Raw genomic sequence first — 14,009 nt, 5'->3', positions numbered from 1 at the left:
ATTAATTAAAGGTAGGTGAAATCTTTACCCCCTGAAATAATAGATCATACATGTAAATCTTTACGTTTGAAAAATAAACAGTTCTATGCCGTATAAAAATAAAGAACAAGCATTACACAGCTTTCATTACTGATGCTCACCGGAACGTGTGGAAATTTTCCGTTAAAATAAAGCGAATCTCCTTCTTCTAAAATAATTTCCTCATTATCTATGATATATTTTACTTCTCCTTTGAGAACATATTTGAATTCCCAGGCATCAGTAATCACTTTTTCCCTTTTGGAATTGGGCTCCAGGGTAAGCAACACCGCTTCGAATCCTAAAGAATGGAGGCTTTTGCTGAAGATATGCATATATTTAAACCCCTCAGCTTCCACTTCCTTTTCAATAAACTGCTGGCTGTCCTTCGGGAGATAGATGAACTTGGCGCTGGATTTCTTCTCAACGCCTTCAAAGAAATAACTGGCATCAATTTCCAGCGACTGGATCATATCAAGCAATACCGGAAGTGACGGAATTGTTCTTCCATTCTCAATCCTGGAAACAAGGCCGTTGCTCACATTGGCTTTGGAAGCCAGCTCGTTGATGGTTAAATTATTCTTTTTCCTGATATCTTTCAGTCTTTTACCGATACCTATTAAAAAATCATTCATAGTGTTTACAATTTAACCTAAATTATTTTTCTTCATTATATATGTATGATGAAAAGCAAAGTTAATATTATTCTATATAGCTTGGGTATGGTGGGGAATCAATTCATTGAAAATTGTTATTGGGGAAGACGAAGGAAGCGAAGAAGGCTGAGATGGCAAAGGGGAGAAAAGGCTAAATCGCGAAAGGGCAAATTTGCAAATGGATGGGTGCAATTAATTGAAATTTGGGTTGAGGATTAAACAGCTTCTGTAAATATCCAAGCTGCAGAAATAATAAGCCACTTATTTGCCTTCTTCGCTCCCTTCGCCTTTTTGCCCTTTCGCGATTTAGCCTTTCCGCTTTTCAATCCATTTTGCCTTCTCACCCTTTTCCCTTATTTTTGTGAAATTCCTCATCCTCATGAAAAAAATTATCCTTATTGAAGACGAAACCAGTGTAGTCTCCTTTATTAAGAAAGGACTTCAGGAAAGTGGTTATGAAGTTTCCGTAGCTTTTGACGGGCGTACAGGCGTGCAGCTGGTACAGGCCAATGATTTTGATCTTGTGGTTCTGGATATTATGCTTCCGGAAATGAATGGGCTGGATGTATGCAAAGAAATCAGGAAGACCAATCAGCATGTTCCTATACTTTTTTTAACTGCACTGGGAACTTCTGAAAATATTGTTCTGGGCCTGGAAAGTGGCGGAGATGATTATCTGGTAAAACCGTTCAAATTTATTGAACTGGTAGCCCGGGTAAAATCGCTTTTGAGAAGAAGTAACGGGAATGGTTCCCAGGAAATTATTGAACCTGAACCGGATAATGAACATGTGTTTCAGTTCTCAGATCTGATCCTTAACGACTATACGAAAAAGGTGACCCGTGCGGGAGAGGAAATTACACTGACTTCTACAGAATATAAACTTCTGCTCTATTTTCTGAACAACCCCGAGAAAGTAATTTCCCGGGCTGAAATCCTGGATGCGGTATGGGGCGTGAATTATGAGCTGGGAACCAATGTGGTGGATGTGTATGTAAATTATTTAAGAAAAAAACTGGATAGCCAGGAAGATAATAAGCTGATCCATACCGTAATAGGAATGGGATACGTAATGAAAAAACCTTAACGGATGTTTAACAAAGTGATCACCAACCAGACCAAAACCATGGTGCTCCTGATGCTGGTATTTACGGTCATCATTCTGCTGTTCAGTGGATTGGTTTACTTCTCTATTGTCAACTTTTCACATCAGAGATTTTATGAACTGCTGAAGATCCGTACGGCCACCATTGTTCAGATTGAAAAGAGCAAAGACCATCTGGATCTTCCGGAAAACTACATCCTCAACAGTCTGAACGACGAAGAACTTCCGATGGAAAGGGATTATGTTTTTGCCATTCCCACGGATTCCAATTTCAAAAAGATTTCACAGGAAGTCCATATCCCGGATTATTTCTTTAAAAGTATCGTGAAAAAAGGAGAAGCCAATTATAATGATAAAGAATTTTATTATATCGGCCAGACTTTTAAATATGATGATAAAGATTATATTGCCATCGCTTCTGCCAAGAACCATTACGTAATCTATTATCTCGGGTTTTTAAAGAGAACGCTGGTGACCTGCATCGTACTTTCCCTGTTTTTCAGTATGATCTTTTCTTTTTATCTGTCTAAAACCTTGTTTAAACCTATTTTAAAAATTACAGGAAAAGTAAAAGAGATCAGCTCCGAAAATCTTCACCTGAGATTGGAACCCCAGCCTGATAATAAAGAGCTGAATGAACTGGTGGATACTTTTAACGGAATGCTGAACCGCATAGAAACGTCATTTGAAACCCAGAACCATCTGATCGGAAATGTTTCCCATGAACTGAGAACACCCCTGACTTCCATCATGGGGGAAGCAGACGTAGCGCTTTCTATCAACAGAACGACAGATGAATACAAAGATACCCTGGAAATTATCCTGGATGAAGCGGAGAAGCTTGATAAAAAGATCAAAGCCTTATTGATGATCGCGCAGACCGGTTTCGACGGAAAAATCCAGAAAATGGATAAGGTAAGAATAGACCAGCTGCTTTGGGATGTAATTGAGACTTTACGGAAAATAGACTCACGTAACAATATTTATCTGGATATCAGCATGCTTCCTGATAATCCCAAAAAACTAAAAGTACAGGGCAACGAGCAGTTGCTGCATCTTGCGGTAGCCAATATCATCAATAACGGCTGCAAATATTCTAATTTCCAGCAGGTAAAAGTTTCGCTGGGTGCCACAGATACAGATGTCTATATTATTGTAAAAGATTTCGGAATCGGGATTCCTGAGGAAGAAATGAACAAAATCTATGACCCATTCTTCAGGGCCTCCAATACCAAAAACTACGAAGGCTACGGAATCGGGCTTCCTCTGGCCAGAAATATTGTAAGAATGCATCAGGGCGAACTGATTGTGAGCTCTTATGAGAACCAGGGAACTACGGTACAGATGAGGTTCCCGAATTTCTACAGCACGAGACCGGAGGAGGTTTGAGGGGAAAGGCTAAATCGCGAAAAGGCAAAAAGGCGAAAATGCTAAGGAAGCAGAGAAGGCTAAGATGGCAAATAAGCTTATTTACAAATGAGCGGATTTGCTTTTTATGATGATATAAGTACTTGTTGGAATAAACTTAGCGCACGACTATCTTGAATTAATTAGAATAAACGTGCCACACAACTGCTTTTAGATTAGACTCAAAAAAATTTCACCGATAATTTGAAGACCATTAATTTTCAATGGCCTGAAAGTACATTCGCTCATTCGCAAATCAGCCTTTTTGCGATTTTGCTTTTTAACCCTTTTGCCCTCTTAGCCTTTTCAGCTTCCTTCGCCTTTCCGCATATTAACACCCCTTAACAATATTCTAATCTCATTCTAATCTCTTTAATCACATTTTAATTCCATTCCAAAAGGCTTCTAATCTTACCGCTTTAGTTTTGTATCATCAAAATAAGATAACGCAAACCTAAATCTAATAGATATGACCAAAACAATCTTAATCGCAACAGACTATTCTCTGGAATCACTTAATATATTAAAAAAAGTACTTAAAGAGAAAGAAGCATCGGAAGACCAGAACCAGTATAATATTCTTTTGGTTTCAGGATATGAGGCCGGGGATTCCATCAGAGACCTCCTGTTTAATACAAAAAGCACAATTTTCAATAAAATAAGACCCCAGGAGTTCTGTGATGCATATGGGATCATCAGGAATAAATACCCACACCTAGTGAACAAGATCATCTGCGATATCTTCACGGGCAGCTTTCAGAGAACATTCAACAATTATGTGAAAGCGGCGGATATCGTGGAGGCTTATTATTCTCCATCCATTGTAAGTAAGGGTAAAGGAAAATTTGATATTGCCCCTTATATTAAAAAATGCAAAGAGCTCCAGGTTCAGGAAATTCATGTGGAAATTGCTGAAACACTTCCGGAAAGAGGAAGACTGGCTGAGATCTTCGTTGAGGTCTAAAGAATTTATTATCAATTAAAAGAATAAGAAAATGTTAAGAAATTATAGTAACAGCCGAACGTTGGGAGACAATATCAGATTGGGGACGCTGACTGCATTTACTGCGGGTACTATAAATATTGCCTCTCTGTTAATATTTCTCTCTTTCACGTCAAACGTAACGGGACATTATGCAGTATTTGCTGCAGAAATCAGTAAAGGAAACTGGTCGCAGGTGGCTGTGGTGGGTGCATGGATCTTTCTGTTCTTCTTCGGAAGCTTTTTGTCCAATTTTATTGTGATCAACTTCAATAAAAGGAGTAAGTATTTTGCCCATGCCATGCCGATTGTTCTGGAGATTATCTGCTTGCTTTTTGTAGGGATATACGGACAGTTTTATTATCAGAAAACACTGGAAGAAACCGAATATCTGGTAGCGCTGATGCTTTTTGCCACCGGGCTTCAGAATGGTCTTACGGCAAGTATCTCCAATTTCGCAGTGAAAACTACCCACCTTACGGGAACCACTACCGACCTTGGAATCCTGTTTTCCATGTTTACGCAGAAGAAATACAGAAAGAACGGTGAACTGATTGCAAGGGCGAAACTCCTGATGAGTATTATGGCAGCCTATGTTTTAGGAGCCGTATTCTCAGGACTTACCTATTATTATCTTGAATTCAGGGTGTTTTATGTGATCAGCTTCTGTTTGCTGGTGGTGATTGGGTATGATGCCTATAAAATTCATATCAGACACTTTAACACCAGATACCGCCACAGCAGGATCTATAAAAAGCCGAATGTATTGGCTTATCTGTACGATAAGGTGCATGGAATTCCTAAAAGAAAAGAGAAAAGAACACTTGTTTTTGATGAATAAGTGATCAGGAAATAAAAATAAATATCAGTATTATTTTTGTGTAAACTAGCTGTGAAACACCCTTTTTCGATGGTAGAAAAAGGGTGTTGCTTATTCTGTAAAGTCACTTTTTATAAGGTTTTTGACGCAAAGGTGATATCAAATACGTTTTATTTTTAAACTTTGCTTAAATATCTTCCACAGATCAAGTGAATTCCATAGATTTTTTGCCTATTTTATTAGTGTTATCCATGGATTCATTCGTGAAATTTATATTTAAAGTTATTTTCAATCAAAAAATACCCCTGGGTTAAAAGCAGAACAGAGGAACCCATTGTGGTGAAAATGTTGATAATTAAATTTTAATTCACGGTTTTATTGTTTTAATTACCAATTCCATTGACTATTTTTGTAAGTTGATTATACGTTTTATGTCAGATATTATTCAGCTTTTACCGGATCATGTAGCCAACCAAATAGCGGCAGGAGAGGTGGTGCAGAGACCTGCATCCATTGTGAAAGAACTTTTGGAAAATGCTATTGATGCAGATGCGTCCAAGATAGAACTGATCATCAGGGATGCCGGAAAAAACCTGATCCAGGTGGTGGATGACGGCAAAGGAATGTCTGAAACAGATGCCAGAATGGCGTTTGAGAGACATGCTACGTCCAAAATCAGAGGTACGGAAGATATCTTCAGGATTGCTACCAAAGGATTCAGGGGAGAAGCGCTGGCTTCTATTGCAGCTGTTTCCCAGGTGGAACTGAGGACGAAGCAGAATGATGCTAAAATAGGGACCAATATCTACATTGAAGGTGGCGTATTTCAGTTTCAGGATCCTATACAGACGGCAGACGGATCCAATTTTCTGGTGAAGAATCTGTTTTATAACGTTCCCGCCAGAAGGAAATTTCTTAAAAACAATAATGTTGAATTCAGGCATGTCATAGATGAATTCCAGCGCGTTGCACTGGCACACGAAAATCTGGAATTTTCCCTGTTTCATGATGATGAAGCGGTTTTCAGACTGAGAAAAGGAAGTCAGATGCAGCGTATCGTGGATGTTTTTGGACGTAAGCTTCAACCGCAGCTTATTCCCATCAAAGAAGATATTATCTGGTGTAAGCTTCACGGATTTGTGGCAAAACCTGAAGGAGCGAAAAAGTCAAGAGGTGAGCAGTTTCTGTTTGTCAATGGAAGATATTTCAGAAGCCCGTATTTTAATAAAGCGGTTCAGGAAGCCTTTGAAGGACTGCTTCTGCCGGGTTATGTGCCTACATTTTTCCTTTTCCTGGAGCTGGATCCGGAAAAAATAGATGTGAATATCCATCCGCAAAAGACGGAGGTAAAATTTGAGGACGAGCATCTTATCTTTGCTCTTCTCCGTTCTACTATTAAAAGATCCCTGGGAATTTATAATGTGTCCCCAAGTCTTGATTTTGATAAAGATCCGGATCTGGATGCCATGATGAACAGGCCACTGCCAAGCAAGAGCAACGGAAGTGGGGGAAATGTGATTAAAATGCCGGAAATTATTGTAGATAAAGACTATAATCCGTTTATTGAAGAGAGAAATGTACGTCCGGAAGAAATTCAGAACCTAACGGAAATGTATCACCAGAATATTACCGCAGAGCCTTCTAAAATCAATTTATTTGAAGATGAAGATTTTGATGAGGATCTGATGAGGCTGCCCAACGGCTACTGGCTTTTCAACAAAGGAGATGTAACCCTGATGCTGGATCTGGGAAGGATGCACAGATTGGTGGTTTCCGAGAACAATAAAACTTCAAAGAAAACAAACGTCAACACCAATCCAAACAGCCATGCATTACTGTTTTCCCTGGAGTATCACATGAACGAAATTGAGAAGACCAAATACAATTCTTTTAAAAAATTTCTTCCTGAACTCGGGTTTGACATGAAAATTGCACATGAAAGCGTACTGAGGATAGACGCTCTTCCTGAAGGACTGAAAGAAACACAGGCCATGAAGTTCCTGGAAAACCTTTTTGAGATCCTGGATTATAAAACGGAAGAAGAATTTATGCAGTTCTATCTCAACCAGTGGAACAAAATGCAGTCGAAATCCAGATTTGATTTTATCTACAAAAAAGATGCGGAACAGATGATTAAAGATTTTACAGCCCTTGGCTTTCCGGAATTTTTACCGGATGGTAAAAGATGCTTTTATGAAGTTCCGTTTAATGATTTTAAAAACAAATTTTAAAAAATGTTCAACAATATACCGCCGATCACCAGGAATATCATCATCATTAACGTGATCGTATTTATCGGAACTTATTTTCTCGGAAACCAGGTCATCGGTTATCTTGCCGGATTTTATCCCTTTTCTCCGTTTTTCCATTCTTGGCAGATCATTACTCATATGTTTATGCATGGGAGCATTATGCATATTCTGTTTAATATGCTGACGCTGTATAGCTTCGGACCTATTCTGGAACAGACATTGGGAGACAAAAAATATCTGATCCTTTATTTTCTGAGTGGGTTAGGTGCTTTTTTCCTTTTTAATTTGTGGAATTTTGTTGAAGCTCAACAGATTACAGGTGAGCTGAAGCAACTTGGATTCAACGTGAACGCGTACTTATCCGGTGCGAATGTCAACTTTAGCGGAAATGCTGAATCTATCATCAAACAGAAAGAGTTGGTTGGGAATCTGGACGGTATTGTTGCAACACCAATGGTGGGCGCTTCCGGAGCTATTTTCGGGGTTGTGACCGCTTTTGCTACACTGTATCCGGACTCAAAGATTATGCTGATGTTTATCCCGGTTCCTATGAAGGTAAAATACCTGATGCCTATTGTTATTGTGGTTTCCATTTACCTTGGAGTGTCCGGAAACGGAGGAGGTATTGCCCATCTTGCTCACGTAGGAGGCGCATTAATTGGCTGGATTCTTGCCAGGATATGGAAAAAACATCTCTATAGATTCAATTAAAAAGTTTGTGAAAGTTTTCCGTCTTATCATATTCATCCTGCATCTGGGGACCTTGCTCCTGTTGCTTTGTACCCTGTTGAATGCTTATGTTCCGCCTAAAATATTTCCGTGGTTCAATCTGCTTTCGCTGGGTTTTCCCATTCTCATGGTTATGTATGTGGTTTTTATCCTTTTCTGGCTTTTCAGCTGGAAAAAAAGAACTTTTGCCTTTATGCTGGCCGGGCTTATATTTATGAATCCTGTACAGCGATGGGTGAATTATTCTACCGCTAAAAAGCAAACCGCAGACCTCAAGTTAATTTCTTTTAATGTAAAAGGAGGTTCTTTAGGCGCTTCCTATATTAATGAATACCTGAATAATGCCAATGCGGATGTTGTAATGTTGCAGGAATCAGGGAAAAAAATATCAGTCAAGGGGATGAAAGTCGTTGATAACAACGGAATTCTTAAAACTTTTTCAAAACATAAAATTATAGACTCCAAAGAGCTCATCAAAAGTGATTACGAAACCAATAATGCTTATGCCTCCCAGGCAGACATTGAGATCAGAGGAAAGATATACCGTTTTATCAATGTTTATCTGGAACCTTTTAAATTTGAAAAAGGAATGATCAAAATGGATGGCGTACAGGAAGAAGATGAGCAAAAACTGAAAAATATTGTTAAGCGGTTGATTCCTGTTTTTAAAAAACACCAGGATCAGGTAGCAAGCATCAGAGAAGGAATTAAAAACTCACCCTACCCGGTGATTCTGATGGGAGACTTGAATTCTGTACCGAATTCTTACGAATATTTTCAACTTTCCGATGGGTTGGAGGATGCCTTTGTAAAAGCTGGAAAAGGCAGTGGAACAAGCTTTCACGACTATAAATTTCCGATCAGAATTGACTATATTTTTACTTCAAAAACGATACAGCCTGTCACTTATAAAGTGGACCGTACTATCAAGCGTTCAGACCATTACCCGGTGATCGGAACTTTTTCGTTAAACAATTAATAATCATAAAATTAGTTAAATAGGTCCTGGTTGGTAGGATTTTTGATGAAAAAGTAGTCGTACCCCTAGACTGTCTTTCATGAAGCCGAATCAATTACTGCTATTTGTTCATATTGTTGTAGCCGTGCTGCTGTTATGCACACTGGGAAATGCCTGGATCCCGCCTAACTTTATAGGAGGGCTTAATTTACTTTCCCTTGGCTTCCCATACCTTATTGCGTTATATGTTCTGCTTACTTTAGTCTGGGTATTTCAAAGAAAAAAAATAGCAATTGCTTTCGTAGCAGGGACTCTGCTTTTTTATAATCCGGTGAGAAGATGGGTTAATATCTCGCCCAAAACAGAGAAAGCTGAGAACTTTAAAACCATAAGAAATATTAAAGTACTCACTTTTAATGTAAAATATGGGGATTTCGGCTGGGATAAAGTAAAAAAATACATCACAGATCAGGATGCTGATATTATTCTTGTTCAGGAAAAAGATACCAACAAGGTCATCAGAAAGGACATGATAAAATATCCTTCTGTAATTCTGAAAACAAAGCATAAGATTTTAAGACAGGAAGCCCTGATTGAAGATCAGGCGAGGGGAAATTCTTTCTTTGCAGATGTAGATATCAACGGAAAGATCATCCGAGTGGTGAATGTATATCTGGAGCCGTTCAGACTTCATAAATCAATGTTTAAATTTGATGGCTTAGCGAAAGAAGGAGGAAAGATTGCAACACTTCTTTCCCATATGACCCCGACTTTTAAAGCCCATGAAGAACAGATTAAAAAGATCAGGAAAGTCATCGACTTTTCACCGTATCCGGTAATTCTTGCCGGGGATTTTAATTCCGTTCCCAATTCATATGAATACTACAGTCTGGGTAAAGATCTTCAAGACGCTTTCCTTACCGTTGGAAATGGTGGTTCTTCCAGTTTCCACGATTATAAAGTTCCCTTGAGGATAGATTATATCTTCAGTTCAAAATCCATTATTCCTTTGAGCTATAAAGTAGATCAATCTGTAAAATTATCGGACCACTATCCTGTAATTGCAGAATTTCTGCTAAATTAGATCCATGAAAAATTTACTATCTGCGGTTTTTGTCATCATCCTGTTGTTATCGGCCTGTTCAAAGAAGGAAACTCCGGGTTTCGCAACAGAACAGAATGTGAAAATGCATTATGATACGGCCGCTGTAGATTCGTTTTCACCCGGGGCAACCTCTATTGATATTGTCCGCCAGATCAGGATGTCTTCACAAAAATACCAGGATTCCGTAAAAGAGGCTGAAAGACTTCAAAAAGAAGAACAGAAACTCAAGGAAGAGCTGGAAAAAGAGAACAAGAAGAAGCTGGAAGAGGAAAAGAAAAAAACGGAAGCCGAGAAAAAGCAGAAATCAATGGATAATTCACCGGCTGCCGGAACAAAAACAGAATAAGATTAAAAAACATTTAAAAAAATATAAAATATGAAAAAACAAATTTTTGCCGTGGCTGCAGCCACATTATTGGTGGTATCATGCACAAAATCAACTACAAAAACAGAACAGGTTGAAAATGCCGACGGATCAGTGACTACTACCACTACCACAGTTTCCGAAACCTCGGCTAACATTGTGGATACGGCCAAGATAGATAAGACTAAAGAAGATGTAAAGACTAAAATGGATGCTGCCGGGAACAAAATAGATGATGCTGCCCAGAAAGCGAAAGAAGACCTTAATAAAGCCGGAAAAGATATTAAAGCAGGGGCAAAAGAGGTTGGACAGGACGTGAAAGATGCAGCAGCAAAAGGAGCTGCCAAAGTGGAAGAAGGAGCTAAAAAGCTGAAGGAAGATTTAAATAAATAGTGAAATATTACAGTATACAGAAAACGCAGTCGTGAGTTCGGCTGCGTTTTTTATTTATATTTTTGATGGGGGAAGGAAGATGGAAGGAAGGAGTTATCTTTGTCTTAATTGTCAACCAGGTATCAGGATTTTAAAAACCAGATATTGGTCTTCATACTACCAGTAACTTTCATCTTCAGACATCAGACTTCGTACCTTTTTTATCATCTGTTCAGTTCCAGCAGCGGGTCTATATATTCCCGGTCATTGCTTAGTCTCGGGACTTTATTCTGGCCGCCCAGTTTTCCTTTGGATTCCAGCCAGTGATAGAAGAGATCCGGTTTTGCAATATGGATGATCGGTCTTTTCAGGGTCAGGTTGTTATATCTTTTTGCTTCGTAATCTGAATTGATGGTTTTAAGATGAAGATCAAAAGCATCGGTAAATCGCTCCAGGTCGTCCGGCTGGTGGCTGAATTCAAAGATCCATTCGTGGGCGCCTCCTTCGTTTTCTTTCATAAAGACCGGTGCTCCTGTAAAGTCTGTCACCCGTGCTCCGGTAAGCTCACAGGCTTTGGATAAGGCAGATTCCACATTGGTGATCATCAGTTCTTCCCCGAATGCATTGATATAATGCTTGGTTCTTCCTGTAATCTTTATTCTGAAAGGATTGGTTGAAGTAAATATAACAGTGTCGCCGATGAGGTATCTCCAGAGGCCGCCGTTGGTGGTGATGACCATTGCATAATTTTTCCCGGTTTCCACATCTTCCAGGCTTACCACTTTGGGGTTGGAAAAATGAAACTGATCCATCGGGATAAATTCATAGAAAATTCCGTAATCAAGCATCAGCAGGATCTCGTCACTGTCCGATCTGTCCTGTATCCCGAAAAAGCCTTCGGAGGCATTGTAAATTTCGTAGTAATTGATCTTTTTTCCTATGATCTGCCTGTATTGTTCCCTATAGGGCTTAAAACTGATTCCACCGTGAAAAAATACCTCTAAATTAGGCCACAGCTCAGAAATACTTCCGCTGCCGGTTTCTTTTAAAACCCTTTGAAGCAAAACCATCATCCAGCTCGGTACACCAAGGATACTTCCCACATCTTCATTTTTTACTTCGGAAGTGATGGCTTTAAGCTTGCTTTCCCATTCGGACATCAGGGAAACCTTTTTGCTTGGTGTGGTGGTGATCTCTACCCAGAAAGGGAGGTTATCAATTAAAATAGCTGAAAGATCCCCGAATTTGGTGTTAAAATCTGCGTGAAGTTCAGAGCTGCCGCCCAGACGAAGGTTTTTATTGGTGAACAGCTGATTTTCCGGATGGTTATTGGCGTAAATGGAAACCATGTCTTTTCCTGCCTTCATATGGCAGTATTCAAGGCTTTCTGTGGAGATAGGAATAAACTTGCTCTTGGCATTGGTGGTTCCGGAGGATTTTGCAAAATGCTTGATGTAGCCAGGCCAGCTTACATCTTTATGCCCTTGTCTGGCTTTTTCGATGTAAGGCTCAAAATCTTCATATGCAACGATCGGAACTTTATTTTTAAAGTCCTGATAGCTGGAAATAGAATTGAAGCCGTGGGCTTTGCCGTATTCGGTGTCTTCCGCATGAAACAGCTGTGAGAAAAGTATACCTTTCTGGGTTTCAATGGGGTGGTCCATGAAATTCTGAATCTGATCTATCCTTTGGCGGATAAACCAGTTGACGACCGTATTGAAAAGTGCCTTTGTTGCCATTCCAACAAATATAACAATATTTGGATTTTCAGAGAATTTTTATCGTATTAAATAAAAAAACCGTTACAAATTATGTAACGGTTCTGTATTTGAAATTATTGTTTTTTAGCAATACTCATCAAAAGCAGCCTGAAGATTTGCTGCAATGGCGCCTGCAGGGTTTCCTTCGATGTGGTGTCTTTCCAGCATATGAACCAGTTCTCCATCCTTGAAAAGCGCTACACATGGGGAGCTCGGAGGGAATGGGGCAAGATGTTTTCTTGCTTCTGCTACCGCTTCGGTATCATATCCTGCAAAAACCGTTGTTAAATGATCCGGTTTTTTTTCTCCGGTTAAAGAATATACTACACCCGGTCTTGCTGCTCCTGCTGCACAACCGCAAACTGAATTAATAACCAATAGGGTAGTTCCCGGCTGCTTTAGAGCCTCTTCTACCTGTGCAGGAGATGTTAAATCTTCGAAACCTTTATCTGTAAGTTCTGCCTTCATAGGCATTACTAAATCTGTTGGATACATATATTTTGTTTTTTTATCACTACAAAGTTAAACAATTCTTAGCTTTTGTTCAATATATAAAAACTATCAATGGTTTAGTCAGATAAAATTAATGCAATATTAATATTTCAATAATATTATAAAAAATATAAAATAAAACTATGAATAAAGAGAAAATTTTATTAAATTTGAAATGATTCTGAAAACAACCGACCATGAAAAAAACATTTACTGCTTTCCCTCAAGCACTCAAATTATTTAACACAACGTGATTTACAGTTGTTAAACCAGCATTTATTCAGTCCTTATAATGAACTGAATTAATAATTATGAAAATATCCAAAAAAATGAAGCCCGGAACAATCTGTTCCGGGCTTCTTTAATCAAATCGATATGCAAAGGTTGGATATCCTGTTTTTATGGGTTTATGTCTCATGATCCGGAACTAAATAGATTCCGGATGCCGGAGCACGCAGCCCGTTTTATGAAAGAAGCTTCTTCGCCATCTCGGAAATACTCTTTCCGTCAGACTTTCCAGCAAGGGCTTTTGAAGCGGCTCCCATTACCTTCCCTAAGTCTTTGGCAGACTCAGCTCCGGTTTGTGCAATAATATTCCTGATTTCGGCTTCCAGTTCTTCGGGACTAAGCTGCTTTGGTAAAAACTTCTCAATCACTTTCATTTGAGCTTCCTCCACTTCTGCAAGGTCATTTCTTCCCTGTGCGGTAAACTGTTCGAAGGAGTCTTTACGCTGCTTGATCATTCTCTGCAGAATGGCAATTTCCTGCTCTTCCGTCACTTCAGTACCTCTTGCTTCGGTCTGCAGGAGTAAAATCTGTGCCTTTACAGCTCTCAGGGAGTCCAGAGCAACTCTGTCTTTTTCCCTCATCGCTGTTTTTATTGCTTCACTGATGGTATTTTCTAAACTCATGGTTTTGATAATTTGATGATATGCTGATGAGTTGATTTGACTATGAATCATCACATAATCAAATCAAACCATCGTCAC

Annotated in this window: 14 protein-coding genes; 10 read left to right on the top strand and 4 right to left on the bottom strand. The window is 39.1% G+C overall.

Going from position 1 to position 14,009, the window contains the following annotated elements; genetic code table 11:
* Positions 1-83 precede the first annotated feature (83 nt).
* On the bottom strand, positions 84-653 hold the full coding sequence (locus tag B7E04_RS03000; protein WP_080777311.1) for a helix-turn-helix domain-containing protein: 570 nt from the start codon (positions 651-653) through the stop codon (positions 84-86).
* Positions 654-1,053: 400 nt separating this feature from the next.
* Between B7E04_RS03000 and B7E04_RS02990 the strand changes: the two genes are divergently transcribed.
* The 10 genes from B7E04_RS02990 to B7E04_RS02945 all read left to right on the top strand — a co-directional run bounded on the left by B7E04_RS02990 (position 1,054) and on the right by B7E04_RS02945 (position 10,789).
* Positions 1,054-1,761 (top strand): response regulator transcription factor, encoded by a 708-nt coding sequence (locus B7E04_RS02990; protein ID WP_080777309.1) that lies wholly within the window; start codon positions 1,054-1,056, stop codon positions 1,759-1,761.
* Between the two features lie 3 nt (positions 1,762-1,764).
* Positions 1,765-3,168 (top strand): sensor histidine kinase, encoded by a 1,404-nt coding sequence (locus B7E04_RS02985; RefSeq protein ID WP_080777308.1) that lies wholly within the window; start codon positions 1,765-1,767, stop codon positions 3,166-3,168.
* Between the two features lie 487 nt (positions 3,169-3,655).
* Positions 3,656-4,150, top strand: a complete 495-nt coding sequence (locus tag B7E04_RS02980) for a hypothetical protein (RefSeq protein WP_080777307.1) — start codon at positions 3,656-3,658, stop codon at positions 4,148-4,150.
* A gap of 31 nt (positions 4,151-4,181) precedes the next feature.
* Positions 4,182-5,009, top strand: coding sequence for a YoaK family protein (locus B7E04_RS02975; protein WP_062651889.1), 828 nt, complete (start codon positions 4,182-4,184; stop codon positions 5,007-5,009).
* Between the two features lie 410 nt (positions 5,010-5,419).
* Positions 5,420-7,219 (top strand): DNA mismatch repair endonuclease MutL, encoded by a 1,800-nt coding sequence (mutL, locus tag B7E04_RS02970; RefSeq protein WP_080777306.1) that lies wholly within the window; start codon positions 5,420-5,422, stop codon positions 7,217-7,219.
* A gap of 3 nt (positions 7,220-7,222) precedes the next feature.
* On the top strand, positions 7,223-7,951 hold the full coding sequence (locus B7E04_RS02965; protein WP_080777305.1) for a rhomboid family intramembrane serine protease: 729 nt from the start codon (positions 7,223-7,225) through the stop codon (positions 7,949-7,951).
* Between the two features lie 7 nt (positions 7,952-7,958).
* Complete coding sequence (locus tag B7E04_RS02960; protein ID WP_080777946.1) at positions 7,959-8,948, top strand: endonuclease/exonuclease/phosphatase family protein; 990 nt, start codon at positions 7,959-7,961, stop codon at positions 8,946-8,948.
* Positions 8,949-9,027: 79 nt separating this feature from the next.
* On the top strand, positions 9,028-10,011 hold the full coding sequence (locus B7E04_RS02955) for an endonuclease/exonuclease/phosphatase family protein (protein WP_080777304.1): 984 nt from the start codon (positions 9,028-9,030) through the stop codon (positions 10,009-10,011).
* A gap of 4 nt (positions 10,012-10,015) precedes the next feature.
* Positions 10,016-10,378, top strand: a complete 363-nt coding sequence (locus tag B7E04_RS02950) for a hypothetical protein (protein ID WP_080777303.1) — start codon at positions 10,016-10,018, stop codon at positions 10,376-10,378.
* 30 nt (positions 10,379-10,408) lie between these two features.
* Positions 10,409-10,789, top strand: coding sequence for a hypothetical protein (locus tag B7E04_RS02945; protein WP_080777302.1), 381 nt, complete (start codon positions 10,409-10,411; stop codon positions 10,787-10,789).
* A 203-nt stretch (positions 10,790-10,992) separates the two neighbouring features.
* On the opposite strand, the gene B7E04_RS02940 is transcribed toward B7E04_RS02945, so the two are convergent.
* The 3 genes from B7E04_RS02940 to B7E04_RS02930 all read right to left on the bottom strand — a co-directional run bounded on the left by B7E04_RS02940 (position 10,993) and on the right by B7E04_RS02930 (position 13,931).
* Complete coding sequence (locus B7E04_RS02940) at positions 10,993-12,507, bottom strand: GH3 auxin-responsive promoter family protein (protein ID WP_080777301.1); 1,515 nt, start codon at positions 12,505-12,507, stop codon at positions 10,993-10,995.
* 105 nt (positions 12,508-12,612) lie between these two features.
* Positions 12,613-13,023 carry a BrxA/BrxB family bacilliredoxin gene (locus B7E04_RS02935; RefSeq protein WP_062651896.1) on the bottom strand — a complete coding sequence of 137 codons (411 nt, stop codon included), beginning with the start codon at positions 13,021-13,023 and terminating at the stop codon, positions 12,613-12,615.
* A 461-nt stretch (positions 13,024-13,484) separates the two neighbouring features.
* Positions 13,485-13,931 carry a GatB/YqeY domain-containing protein gene (locus B7E04_RS02930; RefSeq protein ID WP_080777300.1) on the bottom strand — a complete coding sequence of 149 codons (447 nt, stop codon included), beginning with the start codon at positions 13,929-13,931 and terminating at the stop codon, positions 13,485-13,487.
* Between the last annotated feature and the right edge of the window lie 78 nt (positions 13,932-14,009).

The sequence above is a fragment of the Chryseobacterium phocaeense genome, from assembly GCF_900169075.1.
Lineage (GTDB): Bacteria > Bacteroidota > Bacteroidia > Flavobacteriales > Weeksellaceae > Chryseobacterium > Chryseobacterium phocaeense.
Note: the sequence above shows the minus strand (reverse complement) of the source record. Positions and strands in the feature narration are given on the sequence as shown.

What these genes read in the sequence shown, in the direction of transcription:
- B7E04_RS03000 (WP_080777311.1), bottom strand. Translation starts at nt 653, where the DNA reads ATGAATGATTTTTTAATAGGTATCGGTAAAAGACTGAAAGATATCAGG.
- B7E04_RS02990 (WP_080777309.1), top strand. Translation starts at nt 1,054, where the DNA reads ATGAAAAAAATTATCCTTATTGAAGACGAAACCAGTGTAGTCTCCTTT.
- B7E04_RS02985 (WP_080777308.1), top strand. Translation starts at nt 1,765, where the DNA reads ATGTTTAACAAAGTGATCACCAACCAGACCAAAACCATGGTGCTCCTG.
- B7E04_RS02980 (WP_080777307.1), top strand. Translation starts at nt 3,656, where the DNA reads ATGACCAAAACAATCTTAATCGCAACAGACTATTCTCTGGAATCACTT.
- B7E04_RS02975 (WP_062651889.1), top strand. Translation starts at nt 4,182, where the DNA reads ATGTTAAGAAATTATAGTAACAGCCGAACGTTGGGAGACAATATCAGA.
- mutL (WP_080777306.1), top strand. Translation starts at nt 5,420, where the DNA reads ATGTCAGATATTATTCAGCTTTTACCGGATCATGTAGCCAACCAAATA.
- B7E04_RS02965 (WP_080777305.1), top strand. Translation starts at nt 7,223, where the DNA reads ATGTTCAACAATATACCGCCGATCACCAGGAATATCATCATCATTAAC.
- B7E04_RS02955 (WP_080777304.1), top strand. Translation starts at nt 9,028, where the DNA reads ATGAAGCCGAATCAATTACTGCTATTTGTTCATATTGTTGTAGCCGTG.
- B7E04_RS02950 (WP_080777303.1), top strand. Translation starts at nt 10,016, where the DNA reads ATGAAAAATTTACTATCTGCGGTTTTTGTCATCATCCTGTTGTTATCG.
- B7E04_RS02945 (WP_080777302.1), top strand. Translation starts at nt 10,409, where the DNA reads ATGAAAAAACAAATTTTTGCCGTGGCTGCAGCCACATTATTGGTGGTA.
- B7E04_RS02940 (WP_080777301.1), bottom strand. Translation starts at nt 12,507, where the DNA reads ATGGCAACAAAGGCACTTTTCAATACGGTCGTCAACTGGTTTATCCGC.
- B7E04_RS02935 (WP_062651896.1), bottom strand. Translation starts at nt 13,023, where the DNA reads ATGTATCCAACAGATTTAGTAATGCCTATGAAGGCAGAACTTACAGAT.
- B7E04_RS02930 (WP_080777300.1), bottom strand. Translation starts at nt 13,931, where the DNA reads ATGAGTTTAGAAAATACCATCAGTGAAGCAATAAAAACAGCGATGAGG.